General features: G+C 66.1%; 17 protein-coding genes. 9 read left to right on the top strand and 8 right to left on the bottom strand.

What is annotated here, in order from left to right:
* Positions 1 to 15: 15 nt before the first annotated feature.
* The 5 genes from DWF74_RS04445 to DWF74_RS04465 all read right to left on the bottom strand — a co-directional run bounded on the left by DWF74_RS04445 (position 16) and on the right by DWF74_RS04465 (position 5,664).
* On the bottom strand, positions 16 to 453 hold the full coding sequence (locus tag DWF74_RS04445; RefSeq protein WP_115580448.1) for an Lrp/AsnC family transcriptional regulator: 438 nt from the start codon (positions 451 to 453) through the stop codon (positions 16 to 18).
* Positions 454 to 475: 22 nt separating this feature from the next.
* Positions 476 to 1,852, bottom strand: a complete 1,377-nt coding sequence (gene thrC, locus DWF74_RS04450; protein ID WP_115580449.1) for a threonine synthase — start codon at positions 1,850 to 1,852, stop codon at positions 476 to 478.
* A 16-nt stretch (positions 1,853 to 1,868) separates the two neighbouring features.
* On the bottom strand, positions 1,869 to 2,759 hold the full coding sequence (locus DWF74_RS04455) for a LysR substrate-binding domain-containing protein (protein WP_115580450.1): 891 nt from the start codon (positions 2,757 to 2,759) through the stop codon (positions 1,869 to 1,871).
* Positions 2,760 to 2,800: 41 nt separating this feature from the next.
* On the bottom strand, positions 2,801 to 4,237 hold the full coding sequence (locus tag DWF74_RS04460; protein WP_102864785.1) for an amino acid permease: 1,437 nt from the start codon (positions 4,235 to 4,237) through the stop codon (positions 2,801 to 2,803).
* 152 nt (positions 4,238 to 4,389) lie between these two features.
* Complete coding sequence (locus tag DWF74_RS04465) at positions 4,390 to 5,664, bottom strand: cystathionine gamma-synthase family protein (RefSeq protein WP_115580451.1); 1,275 nt, start codon at positions 5,662 to 5,664, stop codon at positions 4,390 to 4,392.
* A 244-nt stretch (positions 5,665 to 5,908) separates the two neighbouring features.
* Between DWF74_RS04465 and DWF74_RS04470 the strand changes: the two genes are divergently transcribed.
* From DWF74_RS04470 to DWF74_RS04480, 3 genes are all read left to right on the top strand, one after another.
* A complete protein-coding gene (locus DWF74_RS04470) occupies positions 5,909 to 6,445 on the top strand; it encodes a DinB family protein (protein WP_115580452.1) in 537 nt (178 codons plus the stop codon).
* A 57-nt stretch (positions 6,446 to 6,502) separates the two neighbouring features.
* Positions 6,503 to 6,823, top strand: coding sequence for a YceK/YidQ family lipoprotein (locus tag DWF74_RS04475; protein ID WP_102864782.1), 321 nt, complete (start codon positions 6,503 to 6,505; stop codon positions 6,821 to 6,823).
* A 63-nt stretch (positions 6,824 to 6,886) separates the two neighbouring features.
* Positions 6,887 to 7,276, top strand: coding sequence for a YceK/YidQ family lipoprotein (locus DWF74_RS04480; RefSeq protein ID WP_240322030.1), 390 nt, complete (start codon positions 6,887 to 6,889; stop codon positions 7,274 to 7,276).
* Between the two features lie 42 nt (positions 7,277 to 7,318).
* On the opposite strand, the gene DWF74_RS04485 is transcribed toward DWF74_RS04480, so the two are convergent.
* On the bottom strand, positions 7,319 to 8,092 hold the full coding sequence (locus DWF74_RS04485) for an EAL domain-containing protein (protein WP_115580454.1): 774 nt from the start codon (positions 8,090 to 8,092) through the stop codon (positions 7,319 to 7,321).
* A 248-nt stretch (positions 8,093 to 8,340) separates the two neighbouring features.
* Here DWF74_RS04485 and DWF74_RS04490 point away from each other — a divergent pair, with 248 nt between their 5' ends.
* A complete protein-coding gene (locus DWF74_RS04490; protein WP_115580455.1) occupies positions 8,341 to 9,342 on the top strand; it encodes an AraC family transcriptional regulator in 1,002 nt (333 codons plus the stop codon).
* A 57-nt stretch (positions 9,343 to 9,399) separates the two neighbouring features.
* Here DWF74_RS04490 and DWF74_RS04495 read toward each other — a convergent pair whose 3' ends face one another.
* Positions 9,400 to 9,918 (bottom strand): SgcJ/EcaC family oxidoreductase, encoded by a 519-nt coding sequence (locus DWF74_RS04495; protein ID WP_102864778.1) that lies wholly within the window; start codon positions 9,916 to 9,918, stop codon positions 9,400 to 9,402.
* Between the two features lie 172 nt (positions 9,919 to 10,090).
* Here DWF74_RS04495 and DWF74_RS04500 point away from each other — a divergent pair, with 172 nt between their 5' ends.
* From DWF74_RS04500 to DWF74_RS04515, 4 genes are read left to right on the top strand one after another with little or no spacing between them, the layout of a single operon-like run.
* Positions 10,091 to 11,254, top strand: coding sequence for a sensor histidine kinase (locus DWF74_RS04500; RefSeq protein WP_115580456.1), 1,164 nt, complete (start codon positions 10,091 to 10,093; stop codon positions 11,252 to 11,254).
* A complete protein-coding gene (locus tag DWF74_RS04505; RefSeq protein WP_060844069.1) occupies positions 11,251 to 11,919 on the top strand; it encodes a response regulator in 669 nt (222 codons plus the stop codon). Before DWF74_RS04500 ends, DWF74_RS04505 begins: the two co-directional genes overlap by 4 nt.
* Positions 11,916 to 14,243, top strand: coding sequence for an ATP-binding protein (locus DWF74_RS04510; RefSeq protein WP_060840075.1), 2,328 nt, complete (start codon positions 11,916 to 11,918; stop codon positions 14,241 to 14,243). The genes DWF74_RS04505 and DWF74_RS04510 overlap by 4 nt, the downstream gene beginning before the upstream one ends.
* Positions 14,240 to 14,692, top strand: coding sequence for a response regulator (locus tag DWF74_RS04515; protein WP_060840076.1), 453 nt, complete (start codon positions 14,240 to 14,242; stop codon positions 14,690 to 14,692). Before DWF74_RS04510 ends, DWF74_RS04515 begins: the two co-directional genes overlap by 4 nt.
* A 284-nt stretch (positions 14,693 to 14,976) precedes the next feature.
* On the opposite strand, the gene DWF74_RS04520 is transcribed toward DWF74_RS04515, so the two are convergent.
* The gene (locus tag DWF74_RS04520; protein ID WP_060844070.1) at positions 14,977 to 15,774 is read right to left on the bottom strand and encodes an AraC family transcriptional regulator; all 798 of its coding nucleotides are present in this window, start codon (positions 15,772 to 15,774) and stop codon (positions 14,977 to 14,979) included.
* Between the two features lie 85 nt (positions 15,775 to 15,859).
* On the opposite strand from DWF74_RS04520, the gene DWF74_RS04525 reads away from it, so the two are divergent.
* A complete protein-coding gene (locus DWF74_RS04525; RefSeq protein ID WP_115580457.1) occupies positions 15,860 to 16,858 on the top strand; it encodes a bile acid:sodium symporter family protein in 999 nt (332 codons plus the stop codon).
* The last annotated feature ends 23 nt before the right edge of the window (positions 16,859 to 16,881 follow it).

Consider the following 16,881-nt stretch of genomic DNA (forward strand, 5'->3'; position numbering starts at 1 on the left):
GATCCGGCTCTGCGCTCAGGCCACGGAGGACAAGACAAAGGAAGTCACAGTGTTTTCCACCCCGGGCAAGGCGGCGATGTCATTCCACACCCGGTGCACCCGCTCCGCGGTGGCGGCGCTGACCCGCACCAGCACGTCGAACTCGCCACTGAGCACTTCGCACTGGACGATCTCCGGCATCGAGCGCAGGGCCTGCAATACCTCGGCGCCCCGCATGCGGTCGTAGCGGTAGACGAAGATCAGCGCGTTGATCCGGGTATCCGCCCCGCGCCCTTCGCCCACGCGAATGGTGTAGCCCTGGATCGCGCCGTCGCGCTCCAGGCGTTCGATGCGCTGGCGCACGGCATTGCGCGACAGGTTGACCTTGGCCGCCAGCTCGGCATGGGCCGCTCGGGCATTGACGCTCAGCTCGGCCAGGATGCGCTCGTCCAGAGGATCCAGAATCCGCTTCATACAGCCCCCTTGAACCGGTCCATCACAGTGCCTTCAGGCAATGCAGCAATGCGGCAAAATCATCCGCCGCCAGGGTCTGCCACTGCTGCGTCGAGGGCGCTGCCACCGGTGGCGGGACCACCCCGGGAATGCCCAGCGAGCCCAGCAGCCGCGCCGACTTGGCCGGTGCGATTTCCCCCAAGGTGACCATCGGTGCCACCAGACTGCGGCGGTACAGGCGCGCCGCCAGCACCCCGGTGGCGGCGTGGGGATCGATGACGTAGCCGGTGTCCCGGTACAGGCTGACGATCTCCTTGCCGGTCTCTTCGTCGCTGACCGAATAGGAGTCGATGATCATCCGCGCCTGCAGCCAGGCCTCGTTGTTCAGGCTCATCTCGCCGCTGTCCTCGAACCCCCGCATCAGCGCCGCCACCGCCTGCGGGTCCTGGCCATACAGCTCCCAGACCAGGCGCTCCAGGTTGGCGAACAGCGACAGGTCCATGGCCGGCGACAGGCTCTGGCGGGCCTGCCCGCGGGAGTAGCGGTTCTTCAGGAACAGCTGATGCAGCGCGTCATTGCTATTGGTGGCGACAATCATCTGGGTGATCGGCAGGCCCATCTTCTGCACGATGTAGCCGGCATAGACTTCGGCAAAACTCGCCGCCGGCACGCTGAAGCCGATGGGCCGCTGGCCGCCGCCCAGTTGCAGCACGGCATGGAAATACAGCACCAGCTGGGCCATGACCCCCACCCAGTTGCTGGAGTTGAAGCCGATCGCCTCGTGCTCGGGCAAAGGCCACTGGCGCAGCAGGCGGCTGACCAGGGTCTGGCAGTCGTCGAAACTGCCCTGCACCGCAAAGCGCCACAACCCCGGGTGATGCGCCGCCTGCAACTGCCGCCCCTGCTGCTCGGGCACACCGTGCTGCGGGTAGAACACCAGCACCTGGGTCTGCGGGCAGTCCTTGAAGGCGTCGATCGCCGCCAGCCCGGTGTCGCCGTTGCTGGCGCCCACCAGCACCCCGCGACGCTGCCGGCGCTGGAGAAAGTAGCTCACCAGTTGGGCCTGCAGGCGTGCGGCAAAGTCCTTGGCCGAACCGCTGGGACCGTGAAACAGCTCCAGCAGCCATTCGTTGCGATCAATCTGCCGCAAAGGCGCCACCGCACGATGGCCAAAACCGCTGTAGGCACGGTGCAGCAACGCCTTGAAGTCGGCCTCGGGCAGGCTGTCGCCGACAAAGGGGCTGAGCACGCGAAAGGCCAGTTCGGGGTAATCCAGGGTCGACCAGTTGGCGATTTCCTGGGGGCTGAAACACGGCAGCCGCTGCGGCACATACAGCCCGCCATCGGCGGCCACGCCGGACAAAACCACGGATGCAAAATCCACCTGTTCAGCGGCACTGCGGGTACTCACATAGCGCATGCTTGGCTCCGGCCAGTCATTTATAGCGATGGGCCTGCTCCACCAGCCAGGTGGAGAACTTCAGCGCATCGGGGTGTTGCTCGGCATCGGCGCCGCGCACCAGATAAAAGGATTCGCTGGCCTCGATACGCTGCTCGAAAGGCTCCACCAGGCGCCCGTCGGCCAGCATTTCAGCGACCATCGAGGAACGGGCCAGGGCCACGCCCTGGCCCAGTTCGGCCATGCGCAGGGTCGAGATCAGGGTGTCGAACTGCATGCCCCGGGACGAGTCCACGCCTCTGGCGCCGGCACGCTTGAGCCAGTAGCCCCAGCCCTCCTCATAGCCCAGTACATGCAGCAGTTGATGCCGGGCCAGATCGTCCGGCACCTGCAGTGGCAAGCGCGCCAGCAAGGCCGGGGCGCAGACCGGGAACAGGCTGTCCCAGGTCAGGCGCTGGGCCACCAGCCCCGGCCAATGACCGCGGCCCCAGCGGATCTCCATGTCGTCCTCGCCGTCCAGTTCCTTGACCCAGATATTGCTGATGTAGCGAAGGTCCACTTGGGGCTGGGCCTGCTGGAAGGTCACCAGCTTGGGCGCCAGCCAGTGGACGAAGAACGCCAGGCTGCCGCGCACCTTGATCGGCCGGTGCTGGTGCTGGCCGAAGATCTCGTTGGTGCCCACCGCCAGCCGGGTAATGGCGTCCTGCACCACCGGCAGGTAGGAGCGCCCCTCCTCGGTCAGGTCCAGGCCCCGGGGCAGGCGCTTGAACAGCGCCACCCCGAGGTGGCTTTCCAGTTGGCGGATCTGCTGGCTCACCGCACCCTGGGTGAGGAACAGTTCCTCGGCGGCGTGGGTGAAGTTCAGGCAGCGGGCGGACACTTCGAAGGCGCGCAGCCAGTTCAGCGGGGGCAAGCTTTTCTGCTTCATGGCCTGACTCTCATGGACACCCTGGAGACCGCTCCCGTTCTTCAGCCCTGAAGGGCATCGGACGAGCGTGCCAGAGGTGCCAGGGCCAGGCGCCGCTGGCGGCTACTGCGGGTAATGTAATACACGAAGTAGCACCAGGCGATGAAGGGCACACCGAAGTACAGGGCCACTCGCTGCTCGGGGTCGAAGCCGATGCCGACACAGGCCAGGGCGCAGCAGAACAAGGCCCCCAGCGGCACCCAGGGGTAGCCGCGGACACGGAACTTGAGCTCGCGCACATCACCGCCATTGGCCACGTAGTGACGGCGGAAGGCGATCTGGCTGGCGGCGATGCTCATCCACACCACCACCACCGCCAGCCCGGAAATCGACACCAGGGCCAGGTAGATGGTGTCCGGCGCGAACACACTACTGAGCAGCGAGGCCGCACCGCCGGCCATGCTCACGATGATCGCGTTGAGCGGCGTGCCCATGCGGGTCAGGGCCGAGAACTGCTTGGGCAGATGGCCCTGGTCGCTCAGGGTCCAGAGCATCCGCGAGGCGGCGTACAACCCGGAGTTGGCGGCGGACAGCAGCGCGCTGATGATCACGAAGTTCATGATGTCGGCCGAGTACGGAATGCCGATGTAGGTGAACACCGTGACGAACGGACTTTCCACCAAACCGGCCTGCTCCCGGGGCAACAGGGTGGCGAGGACGAAGATGGTGCCGACGAAGAAGATCGCCAGGCGCAGCACCGTGGTGCGGATCGCCCGTGGCACATTGCGTTGCGGGTCGCGGGTTTCCCCGGCAGCAATGCCGATCAGCTCAGTGCCGGAGAAGGCGAAGGACACCGCCAGCAGGGTCATGGCAATCGGCATGAAGCCGGTGGGGAACAACCCCTCGCGGGTGAAGTTGCTCAAGCCGATGCTGTGGGCCTGATCGATGTTCAACAGGCCCAGGATTGCCCCGCCACCCACCACCAGGAACACCAGCACGGTGATCACCTTGACCAGCGACAGCCAGAACTCGGTCTCGGCGAACAGCCGCACCGAGACCACGTTGGACAAAAACACCACCAGGGCGAACAGCGCGCTCCAGATCCACACCGGGGTGTCGGGAAACCAGCGGGTCATGAGGATACCGGCGGCGGTGAATTCCGAGCCAATGGCCACGGTCCAGGTCAGCCAGTACAGCCAGGCCACGGTGTAGCCGGTGCCAGGGCCGAGAAAGCGCGTGGCGTAGGTGCTGAAGGAGCCGGTCTCGGGCATCTGCACCGCCAGCTCGCCGAGGCACATCATCACCATGTACACCATCAGCGCGCCGATGATGTAGGCGATCACCGCACCCAGCGGGCCGGCCTGGTTCACCGTGTAGCCGGAGGTGAGGAACAGCCCGGTGCCGATCACCCCGCCAAGGGCGAGCATGACGATGTGCCGGGTCTGCATTTCTTGCTTGAAGCCGCCGCGCAAGTCGGTCTGTTGTTCTTGTAGGGACATGATGGTTCTCATGAAAGTTGTCAGGGCAAGTCTCAATTTCTGCGACTGTGGAAATGGGCAGAAAACAAATCGGATGCCGCCAGGTTTTTATTGTTATTCCTCTTCATGAAGCCCCCACGGGCTGCCTTGCTGTGGGGGTATTGCACGCTCTTTCAGTGGGCCACCTCGACCCGGGCATTCAGGGAAGGGACGGCGCCGGGCGCCGGGTTGTGCTTGAGCGATTGGCGCAGCCAGGCAAAGGCCTGTTGCAGATCCGCCAGCAGATCATCGGTGTCTTCGATGCCCACCGAGATCCGCACCAGGCCTTCGGAAATGCCCAGGGCCTGGCGCTCTTCCAGGGTGTTCTCCACATGGCTGGTGGTGCGCGCCGGGCCGTAGATGGTTTCCACCGCCCCCAGGTTGCCGGCGCAGTGGGCATAGCGCAGGCGCGGTAACAGCAGCTTGACGCTGTCCATGCCGCCCACCAGGACAAAACTGACGATGGCGCCGAAACCGCGCATCTGCGCACAGGCCACGGCGTGATTCGGGTGGCTGGGCAACCCCGGATAATTCACCGCTTCCACCAGCGGCTCGTTGAGCAGGAACTGCGCCAGTTGCGCCGCGCTGTGCTGTTGCTGACGCATGCGCAGGGCCAGGGTCTTGATCCCGCGGATGATCAGGTAGGCCGAGAACGGATCGAGGCTGGCGCCGTTGATTTCCCGGTAATGGCGCACCTGACTCATCAGCGCCTCGCTGCCGCAGGCCACGCCACCGAGCACATCGCCGTGGCCACTGAGGAACTTGGTGGCGCTGTGGATCACCACATCCACGCCCAGGGCCAGGGGGTTCTGGTTCAGCGGCGTGGCGAAGGTGTTGTCCGCCACCACCAGGGCGCCGACCTGTTTCGCCGCGGTGACCAGACGCTGGATGTCGACGATCTTCAGGGTCGGGTTGGTCGGGGTCTCCAGGTACAGCAGGTCGCAACCCTGGGCGATCTCGGCTTCGATCTGCTGCTGGTCGAAGGTTTCGCAGAGGGTCACGGCCACGCCCATGCGCGGCAGGAACTCTTCGAAAATCTTGTTGGTGCCGCCGTAGCTGTCCTTGGTCGACACCACCCGCTGGCCGTGGCGCAGGAAGCTGTAGAGCACGCCGCTGATGGCCGCCATGCCGCTGCTGAAGGCCACCGCCGACTCGGCGTTTTCCAGGTCGCACAATTTGGCTTCCAGGGTTTCCACCGTGGGGTTGCTCATGCGGCTGTAGATGAAGCCCGGGGCCTTGCCCAGGGCCACGTCGTACCACTGGTCGATGTCGTCGTAGCCGTAGGCGGCGCTGGCGACAATCGGGGTTTGCGTGGCGTTGTAAGGGTGGCGGACTTGCTCTCCGCCCCAGACCACGCGAGTGGCGGTCCCGGGATTTTCCAGCCCTGTGCGTTCAGGTTTTTTATTCATTGCAACGGCTCACCATAGAGGGCGCGCGGCCTGTTGCCGCGCTGGATCTGGTGGCCAATATAGAGAAAAGCCCAAGCCCCGAGAAACGATGTTATCGGGGCCAAAGGGGCGGTTTTTTTAATGCCTCGCCGACCGGGAAAACGCCCATCGCGCGGAGATTTTCAAGCCACCCTTGCGCGCCGGCCATCCACCTTGCGAAGCTGACGACCGCCTGATCGAGCGCCCCACACCACCAGGAACGGCCATGAACCGCACCGAGCACCTGGGCCTGATGGCCCGCTACAACCAATGGATGAACGCCAAGCTGTACAACGCCGCCATGAGCCTGCCCGAGGGGCAGATCGTCCTCGACCGCCAGGCGTTTTTCGGCTCGATCCTCGGCACCCTCAATCACCTGCTGGCCGGTGACACCATCTGGCTCAAGCGCTTTGCCCAACACCCGACGCAGCATCCGGCGCTGGCCCCGCTGCAGCAGGTGGCCCTGCCCCAGGACCTCAAGACCCTGCTGTTCCCAAACCTCGACGGGCTCTGGCAGCAACGCCAATGGCTGGACCAGTTGATCCTCAACTTCAGCCAGTCCCTGAGCGAAACCGACCTGGACAGCAGCCTGCATTACGCCAACACCCGGGGCGTGGTCGCCGAGCGCAATGTGTATGCCCTGCTGGTGCATTTTTTCAATCATCAGACCCATCACCGGGGCCAGGCCAGCACCCTGCTGACCCAAGCCGGCGTGGACATCGGCGATACCGATCTGTTGCTGTTGATTCCATCAGCGCTCTGATCGGGTGCCGACTATTTATTCGAGCCTATCTAGCGTGCGCCCCAGGCTTCTGCGACGATGCGCACGGCAAAAATCTGCTCGCTAAGGAATGGCATCATCAAAGCCCTCAACGCTGTACTTCTGTTATCCGCAATATCCCTGACGGGCTGCGGCACCCTGATCGCCCGCACGCCCAACGCCCATAGCGGCTACGACTACTACAAAGGCACCCAGGCCAATATCGAGCTGCTGACCATGCGTGGCTCCAGTGGCTACGACGGCTACGCCACGGTCTTCTGCTGGGTCAGCATCGTCTGCCCGGTGGTGGCCATCGTCAGCCTGCCGGTGGATGCCGTGGCCGACACCGCGCTGCTGCCCTATGACGCGATGAATCACTGATTCGCGCCCGACCCTGTTTCGCCCCTGCGTGGAAGCCCGATCATCCGAATCCTCCATTACCTGTTGTTGCTCAACACCCTACTGCTGTCCGGCTGCGGCACCTACATGACTCGCGGCAATGCCCTGGACTTTCGCGACGACCGCTACTACCGCAGCGTCAAGACCAACGCCCAAGTACTCACCGGCTATGACATGGGCTACGCACGCATGATCACCGGCGGCTGCTGGGTGACGGTGGTGTGCCCGATCCTGCTGGTGGCCAGCCTGCCCCTGGATGCGGCGCTCGACACCGTGCTGCTGCCCTACGACGCGTTCCAGCCGGAACGGCCCCAGCGCAACAGGCACGTGGACATGAAGGAGATTCCCACGGAAGAGCTGCCGGCATTGCCCATCAGTGCCGAGGTGCAAGACCCGACGGCCCACACCCCGCCCATCACCCCGCAGGTTGATTGAACCCCGTCAGGCGGGCTCGCGCCGTGTCATGGCGCCACCGGGCTAGGCCTGATCCAGCGCACACCGCGGCGCCATCTGCTGCTCCAGGCAGCAGCGCCGCCCCAGCCGATCCACCTGCGGGCGACCGAACAGATAGCCCTGCCCCCACTCGCCACCACAGGCGGTGGCCAGGTTCTGGTCGCTGTCCGTCTCCACCCCTTCGATGATCACGCACGGCGCCAGGGTCTTGCACAGCTGCACCAGGTGGCTGAGGGTCTGGGCGCTGTTGAGTTCACCGCGGGCGCGCTGGATGTAGCCCTTGTCGATCTTGACGATGTCCGGCCGGGTCTGGCGGATGAATTCCAGGGTGCCCAGGCCCGCGCCGAAATCGTCGATGGCCACCCGGCAGCCCAGCTCCCGCAGGCACAGGACGAACTCGCTGGCCGCCTCGATGCTCGGCGGCGTGGCGCTTTCGGTGATCTCGATCACCAGGCGCGCGGCCACTGAGGGTGAGTCGCGCAGCACCTGCAGAATCGGCAACCAGAAGCCGTCGATGATCGCGCTCTGGGCGGAAATATTGCACCCCAGGCGCAGGCGTTCATCACGCTGCAGCGCATCGATCACGCAGCGCACCACGCTTTGATCGAGCTCGCGCATCAGTTGGTGTTTTTCCAGCAGCGCCAGAGGATAGACTTCGCCGCCCTGAGCATCGATGTGGCGCAGCAAGCTTTCGTGGTACAGCACCCGGCTGCTGTCGGGCAGCCACACCACCGGCTGGAACGCCAGCATCAGGCGGCCCTGGGCCAGTTCACGATAAAAGTCTCTGACGCTTTGCATGACAACTCCCCGGGCAAGACAACGGCACCCTCGCGGCGAACCGGATGCGACGCGCTGGCCGTCACCCTTTCCAAGGGCCCTGGCCGAACATGATCGACCCCGGCACAGGCCTTGAGGAAGTGTTCCTGGATACCTTTCGCTTGTCCTCGGAAACGCGCGGCACTGCCGAATCGTCTGTGGCCCCGTGTTTATTGCAATCATGCCAACGGCCTCTCCGATATCACTAAGCCATCAGTCCAGGAAGACCTATGCATAGAATGACCAGCGCCAGCTTTCGGGTGCTTGCCGATGTCATGAATGAGGGCGGCGCCCACGTCGAAACCTTGCTCAAGCAATTGGGCAGCAGCCTGCGGGATGTGTATGAAAACCCCAAGGGCGTGAGGCTGGAACTGGTCTATCAGGTGATACAGGAAGCGGTGCACCGCACCGGCAAGCCGGACCTGGGCCTGCTGGCCTACAGCAAGGCCCATCCGGCCAACCTGGAGGCATTGGGCTATGCGGTGATGTCCTGCGCCACCCTGGGCATCGCGCTGCAACGCCTGGTGGATTACCACGCGCTGATCAGCAACGGCTTCTGCATGTGCCTGGAGCGCAAACCGCAGATGCTGACCCTGATCGGCTTCGACGTGGCCAGCGAACCCTCGATGATGCCCCGGGCCTTTATCGACGCCGGCGCGGCCCAGACCCTGGGCCTGCTGCACTGGCTGTTGCCGCAGCACAAAGTGCAGCCCCTGGCGGCCACCTTCACCTACGAGGAGCCGCTGGACACCGGGTCCCTGCGCCAGCTGCTGGGAGACAACCTGCAGTTTTGCGCGCCCTACAACAGCCTGTCCTTCAGCAGCCAGGATTGCGCCATTGCCCTGCCCACCGCCGACCCGGCCCTGGATGTGCTGCACCTGGAGTACGCGCGCAATCGCCTCAACCTGCTGCACAACGGTTCGATGACCGCCCGGGTCCGTCGAGCGTTGTCCGAACGCCTGGCCCAGGGCGCACCGAGCGACCTGCCGAACATCGCCCAGATCGTCGGGGTCAGCACCCGCAGCCTGCAACGCCGCCTGGGACACGAAGACGTGCATTTCTCGGCCTTGCTGGACGAAGCCCGCTTGATGCTGGCCCACAGCTTCCTGCGCAACTCCATGCGCAGCGTCAAGTACATCGGTGCGCTATTGGGCTTTCGCGACCAGAGCAGCTTTCACAAGGCCTGCCTGCGCTGGTTCGGCATGACCCCGGGACGCTACCGCGAGCAGTGAGCCGCGGGAAACGACAACGCCGAGCACAGGCTCGGCGTGAAGGGAACGCAAGGTGGATCAGTGAGCGGCCAGCTGCGGCTGGACTTGCGGCATGGCCGAGGAGTGATGGTTGAGGATCTTCCACTGGCCATCGATGCGCTCGTACAGGAAGGTGTAGCGCGCCTGGACCTTCTCGCTCTTGCCGGACGCGTCGGTCAGGGTGAAGGTGTAGACGCCGCTGTCCAGGGCGGCATCCGGGCCCAGGTGACGGATTTCACGGTAGTTGATCTGACCTACCGGCTTGGACGCCAGGAAGTGCTCGAAGTAGTCCTGGATCTGGGCGTGAGTGCTGCGCACCTGGTTCGACACGGTCGGCTGCAACACTGCGTTCGGCGCATACAGGCTCACCACCGACTGCGGGTTGCCGGTCTGCAAGGCGCTGTTCCAGCGATCGAACAGGCCGGCGATCTCACGGTCCTGGGCCGCTTGCGGCTGCTCGGCAACGGCGCTGTAGACATAGGGCTTGACCTCGGCGGCCACAGCCAGTGGAGCGGTGAAGGCGAAAAACAGGGCCAGGGCAGTGGTTTTCAGTTTCATACGATTTCTCCAGTGGGTTTCAATGAGCCACACTTTGCCCATCGCCGTCGTCCGCGCCATCGGCCAACTGGAGCTTTCGGCCTATGCCATTCGGCAGATAGGCGTGACGTGCAGCAGCGGGTCTAATGCCCGCTTTTGTTCAACCGTAGCGCCGCCGCACTGGAGCAACGCCATGTCCACCCCATCCTTCGACCCCGCCAGCGCCCTGGCCCTGCGCAGCCAGTATCGACAGTCCCAGAGCCGCGCCGCGCGCCTGCGACTGCTGGTGGACACCGGCCAGGAACTGTTGCAACTGCCCCCCGAGCAGATGCGCCAGCGGGTGGTGCAACGGGCCTGCGCCTTCGCCGCCATGGACCACGGGCTGCTGCTGGAATGGGCCGAGGATGGCGTGGTCCACACCCGCGCCGCCCTGGGTCATGAAGAACGCCTGCAAGGCCTGCGTGCCCTGGCCGATCACCCGCAATGGCCGGAGCCGCCGCCGACCCCGGACAGCGCCGTGCTGCGCGTGCTGTTGCACCGCGCCGACGGCCGCGCCTTCGGCGCCCTGCTGCTGGCCAACAGCGTGCCCATCAGCCCGCCGGACAGCGAAGACCTGGAATCCCTGCAACTGCTGGCCACCCTGCTGGCGGCGCACCTGGAAAACCATCGTCTGCTGCGCGACCTGCAAGCCCGGGAGCGCAGCATGTCGGAGCTGGTGCAACGCCTGTTCAGCGCCCAGGAAGACGAACGCAAGCGGGTCGCCTATGACCTGCACGACGGCCTGGCGCAAACCCTGGCCGGGCTGCACCAGCGCCTGCAGGGCTTCGCCGGGCGCTGTCCGCCGTTGCCCGCCGAGCTGCACCAGGACCTGCAGACCATCCTGCAACTGGCCCAGGGCTGCGTCGGCGAAGGCCGGCAACTGATCGGCGGCTTGCGCCCCCACGTGCTCGACGACTTCGGCCTGCTGCGGGCCATCGACCGCGAGGCCGACCGCCTGCGCGACGCCGGTCTGCTGGTGTACTGGGGGCAGCGCGCGCCGCAGCGCCTGCCCGATGCGGTGGAGATCGCCCTGTTCCGCATCGCCCAGGAAGCCATCAACAACATCCTCAAGCACGCCCGGGCCTCGCAGGTGCACCTGAGCCTGGCCCTGGAAGACGGCCTGGCGCTGCTCGGGGTCAACGATGACGGTTGCGGATTCGTCAGCTCGCCGGCCCCGGTGGCCGAGCAGTTGGGTCAGGTCGCCATGCATGAGCGCGCCCATCTGCTGGGCGGCCATTTCAGCTGCGACAGCCGGCCCGGCAGCGGCACCCGGCTGCTGGCCAGCGTGCCCGTGCAACCCTTGGAGCAAGCGCCATGAGTAGCCTGATACGCCTGGTCCTGGCGGACGACCATGAAGTGACCCGCACCGGCTTCGTCGCCCTGCTGGCGGGCAACCCGGAGTTCGAGGTGGTGGGCCAGGCCAGGGACGGTGAAGAAGCCCTGGCCCTGTGCGAGCAACTGCGCCCGGACATCGCCATCCTCGACATCCGCATGCCGCGGCTCAATGGCCTGGGGGCCGCGCGCCTTCTGCAGCAGCGCCAGCCCGAGGTCAAGGTGGTGATCTTCACCATGGACGACAGCCCCGATCACCTGGAAGCGGCCATGACCGCCGGCGCCGTGGGCTACCTGCTCAAGGACGCCAGCCGCGACGAAGTGATCGGCGCCCTGCAACGGGTGGCCCAGGGCGAGGAAGCCCTCAACAGTGCGGTCAGTGCGCGCCTGCTGCGACGCATGACCGAACGCGGCAGCGGCCAGATACCCCAGGCCCAGGCCCTGACCGCCCGCGAGCGCCAGGTGCTGGGGCTGGTGGCCGGCGGCTTCAGCAACCGCGAGATCGGCGAAAAGCTCGGCATCACCACCGGCACCGCCAAGGCCCACGTCGAGCGGGTGATCGGCAAGCTCGGCGCCTCCGACCGCACCCAGGCGGCGGTGCGTGGGATCGCCCTGGGACTGGTGGCCCAGCCCAGCGGGCAGTGGCCATGAACCTGCGCAGCGCCCGGCGCTGGGCCGACCTGCCGCTGCGGGGCAAGGCGCTGGTGGTGATCTCCCTGCCCCTGGTGATCCTGCTGCTGTCCCTGGTGCTGATCTACAGCGCCGAACGCCAGACCGCCCGCGCCGAAGAAGACGTGCGCCGGGTGCTGCTGGTGCAGGGCGATATCCAGACCGTGCACACCCTGCTGGCCGAGGCCGCGGCCAGCGTGCGCGGCTACCTGCTGACCCGCAGCGAGGACTTCCTGCCCGCCTACCTCCAGGCCCGTCCGCAGATCGAAGCGGCCCTGCAACGCCTGGACCGCAACGTGCGCGACACGCGCATGCGCGAGTACCTGCACACCATCACCCCGCTGATCCAGACCAAGCTCGAAGGCCTGGTGGCCCTGCGCAACGGCAGCCGCGACGACAGCGCCACGGTGACCGCGATCCTCATCGACAACAAGCAGGTGCTGGACGTGCTGCGTGAGCAGATCAGCGCCATGCGCATCCACGAGGACGCGCTGCTGGCCGAACGCACCGCGGCCGCGGCGGCAACCCGCATGCGCCTGCTGTTCGCCACCCTGCTGGCCGCCGGTTGCGGACTGTTTGGCGCCATCGTCGCGGTGCTGCTGCTGTCCCGGGGCATCGTCACCCGGGTGCAACAGGTCCAGGGCAACGCCCAGCGCCTGGCCCTGGGCCAGCCGCTGCTGCCGCAAGCCCCGGAGCTGGATGAAATCGGCCAGCTGGGCACGCGCCTGGTGGAAGCCGGGCAACTGCTGGCCGAACGCGAGCGCGCCCTGCGCGACAACGAGGAACGCCTGCGGCTGATCATCGACGGGGTCAAGGACTACGGGATCTTCGCCCTGGACACCGCCGGCATGGTCACCACCTGGAACTTCGGTGCCGAACGGATCAAGGGCTACCGCGACCAGGAAATCATCGGCCGCCATTTCTCCCTGTTCTACCTGCCGGAGGAATGCCCGCAGCACCCGGACATGGCCCTGCGCGAAGCCACCGCCCACGGCCACTACATGGAAGAAGGCTGGCGCTGCCGCAAGGACGGCAGCCGCTTCTGGGCCAGCGTGGTGATCACCGCGCAATACGACGCCAGTGGCGCCCTGCGGGGGTTCTCCAAGATCACCCGGGACATCACCGACCGCCGCGCCGCGGAAATCGCCCTGGGCACCGCCCGCGAAGAAGCCGAAAGCGCCAGCCGCGCCAAGAGCGAGTTCCTCTCGCGCATGAGCCACGAACTGCGCACGCCGCTCAATGCCATCCTCGGTTTCGCGCAATTGCTCGACATGGATTCCAGCGCCGGCCAGCGCCCCCAGGTCGGGCATATCCTGCGGGCCGGCCAGCACCTGCTGGGGCTGATCAACGAGGTGCTGGACATCGCCCGCATCGAAGCCGGGCGCCTGCCGCTGAACGTCGAACCCATGCCCCTGGCGGCGGTGCTGCATGAGGCCCTGACCCTGGTGTCGCCGATGGCCACCGACGCCGGCATCCAGCTCAGCGCCTTGCCGGAACTGCCCGCCGACAGCGGGGTGATTGCCGATCGCCAACGCCTGATCCAGGTCCTGCTCAACCTGCTGTCCAACGCCATCAAGTACAACCGCGCCCAGGGCCGGGTCAGCATCGAGGTGACCCTGGAAGAAGCGCGCCTGCGCATTGCCGTGATCGACACCGGGGCCGGGATTGCCGCCGACCAGTTGCAACGCCTGTTCAAGCCTTTCGAACGCCTGGACGCCGATCCCAAGGTCGAAGGCACCGGCCTGGGCCTGGCCCTGAGCAAGAGCCTGCTGGAGATGATGGACGGCAGCCTGGAGGTGCACAGCACAATGGGCAGCGGCAGCCGCTTCATCCTCGAACTGCCCTGTGTGCGCCTGCCCGATGCCCCGCTCGCAACGCCCCTGGCCACCCCGGCGCTGAAGCCGCCGACGCTGCCCACGCCCAGCCCCTATCGGGGCAAGATCCTCTGCATCGAAGACAACCTGCAAAGCCTGGCGCTGATCGAAACCCTGCTGCAGCGCCGTCCGGGTATTCAGTTGCTGTCGAGCATGCAGGGCCAGCTGGGCCTGGACCTGGCCCGCCAGCACTCACCGCAGATGATCCTGCTGGACGTCAACCTGCCGGACCTGCAAGGCCTGGAAGTGCTGCAACGGCTGCGGGCCTCCGGCAGCACCGCCAGCACGCCGATCCTGATGATCACCGCCGACGCCAGCGAGCTGACCCAGCGCAGCCTGCTGGAAGCCGGCGCCACGGCGATTCTCACCAAGCCCATTCACATCCCAGCGTTCTTCGCCCACCTGGACGCCTGTTTAGCGGAGCCCCTATGACTGCCGATATGCGCATCCTCATCGTCGATGATCAGCGCCCCAACCTCGACCTGATGGAACAGCTGCTGGCCCGCGAAGGCCTGCACAACGTCCTGAGCAGCACCCAGCCGCTGCGCACCCTGGAGCTGTTCAACAGCTTCGAGCCGGACCTGGTGATCCTCGATCTGCACATGCCCGAGTTCGACGGTTTTGCCGTGCTCGAACAGCTCAACCGGCGGATTCCGGCCCACGACTACCTGCCGATCCTGGTGCTCACCGCCGACGCCACCCGCGACACCCGCCTGCGGGCCCTGGCCCTGGGCGCGCGGGACTTCATCAGCAAGCCGCTGGACGCCCTGGAAACCCTGCTGCGGATCTGGAACCTGCTGGAAACCCGGGCCCTGTACAAGACCCTGCGCACCCTGGTGCCGCCGGAGCAGATCGCACTGCTGCGCCCATCAAAGGCCTGACCTGTCGCGCCTGTCGCGCCTGTCGCGCCTGTCGTATCGTCGTATCGTCGTATCGTCGCACCGTCGCACCGTCGCACCGTCGCATCGTCGCACCTGCCGCACCTGCCGCACCGTCGCACCGTCGCACCGTCGCACCCTGTAGCCGCTGCCGCAGGCTGCGAACGGCCCGAAGGGACGTAGGGTTCTTAAGATCGATTGAGGTTCGACGGGAGGTCGTCAAGCAAGGTCCTGCGGACCTTTGCGCAGCTTCGCGGGCTCAGCAGCGGCTACAGGAATCGCGGGGTTCAGAGGTCGCGGAAGAACTCGCCGGGGGTGGCATCGAACTGCTGGCGAAACGCGGCGATAAACGCCGAGGTCGAGTCATAGCCGCAGGCCAGGGCCACATCGGTGACCCGCTCGCCCTGCTCCAGGGGGGTCAGGGCGCCGAGCAGGCGCAAGCGTTGGCGCCAGGCGCGAAAGGTCAGCCCGGTGTCCTTGAGAAACAGACGGCTGAGGGTCTTCTCCGTGACCCCGAGCTTCTGGCTCCACTGGCCCAGGGTGGTCGGCTGCTCCGGGTGCGCCTGCAGGCTGCGGTAGATCGTGCGCAAGCGCGCGTCCAGGGGCAGCGGCAGCATCAGGTCCAGTTGCGGCGCGGCAGCCAGCTGGTCCAGCAGCACCTGGGCCAGGCGGCCGTCGGCGCTGTCCTCGACATACTCCACCGGCAATTCGCTGAAGGCGCGGATCAGTTCCCGCAACAGGCTGCTGACCGCCAGAACCTGGCAGCTGTCGGTGGCCGCCCAGGCGGTGACGCTGCAATCCAGGTACAGGCTGCGCATTTCGGTGCGCGGCGAGCTGAACACCCGGTGCGGCACCCCGGCGGGAATCCACACCGCGCGCTGTGGCGGGGCAACAAAGCGTCCGCCAAGGGTCTGGATCTCCAGCACGCCCTGGATCGCATAGGACAATTGCACCCAGGGGTGACTGTGGCGCCGGGTCAGGGCCCGGTTGGGCAAGGATTCGGTGCGCCCGTACACCGGTCGCGGCAGACTCGGCAGCCCGGGAATACTGCGGCGGACGATCTTTTCATGTCCTTTAGGCGGCATCAATGGGCTCCTTGGCGTTAGTCGGTAAACCGCAGCCACGTTAGAGTCGCCCCACTGCACTTGGCAACCCCCGGATGAAACCGCTATGACTCGCTCACGTCTTTTGCCCGACAACTTCACCCTGACCCTGATCGGCGTGGTCCTGCTGGCCAGCTTCCTGCCGGCCAGCGGCCAGGTGGCGGTCGGCTTCGGCTGGCTGACCAACCTCGCCATCGGCCTGCTGTTCTTCCTCCACGGCGCCAAGCTGTCGCGGGAGGCGATCATCGCCGGGGCCGGTCACTGGCGCCTGCACCTGTTGGTGTTCAGCCTGACCTTCATCCTGTTTCCGGTCCTGGGGCTGGCACTCAAGCCGCTGCTGTCGCCGCTGGTGGGCAACGACCTGTACCTGGGCATGCTCTACCTGTGCGCGCTGCCGGCCACGGTGCAATCGGCCATCGCCTTCACCTCCCTGGCCCGGGGCAATATCCCGGCGGCCATCTGCAGCGCCGCAGCGTCGAGCCTGTTCGGCATCTTCCTCACCCCGCTCCTGGTCACCCTGCTGCTGAACGTGCACGGCGAAGGCGGCTCGACCCTGGATGCAATCATCAAGATCAGCGTGCAACTGCTGCTGCCATTCATCGCCGGGCAGATCGCCCGGCGCTGGATCGGCGCCTGGGTCGGGCGCAACAAGCACTGGCTGCGCTTCGTCGATCAGGGCTCGATCCTGCTGGTGGTCTACGGCGCCTTCAGCGAGGCGGTGAACGAAGGCATCTGGCACCAGATCCCGCTGTGGGAACTGGGCGGGCTGGTGGTGGCCTGCTGCATCCTCCTGGCCCTGGTGCTGCTGGCCTCGAGCTTTCTCGGCAAGCTGTTCGGCTTCGACCAGGAAGACCGCATCACCATCCTCTTCTGCGGTTCGAAAAAGAGCCTGGCCACCGGCGTGCCCATGGCCCAGGTGCTGTTCGCCGGCAGCACCATGGGCGTGCTGATTCTGCCCCTGATGCTGTTCCACCAGATCCAGCTGATGGTCTGCGCGGTGCTGGCCCAGCGCTACGCCAAGCGCCCGGAATCGGTGGCCGAGCTGATGGGTCAGGTCGACCCGTAACGCTTCCGGAAAGGCGGCCCGGC

It is taken from the genome of Pseudomonas protegens (genome assembly GCF_003363755.1).
GTDB classification, from domain to species: Bacteria; Pseudomonadota; Gammaproteobacteria; order Pseudomonadales; family Pseudomonadaceae; genus Aquipseudomonas; species Aquipseudomonas danubii.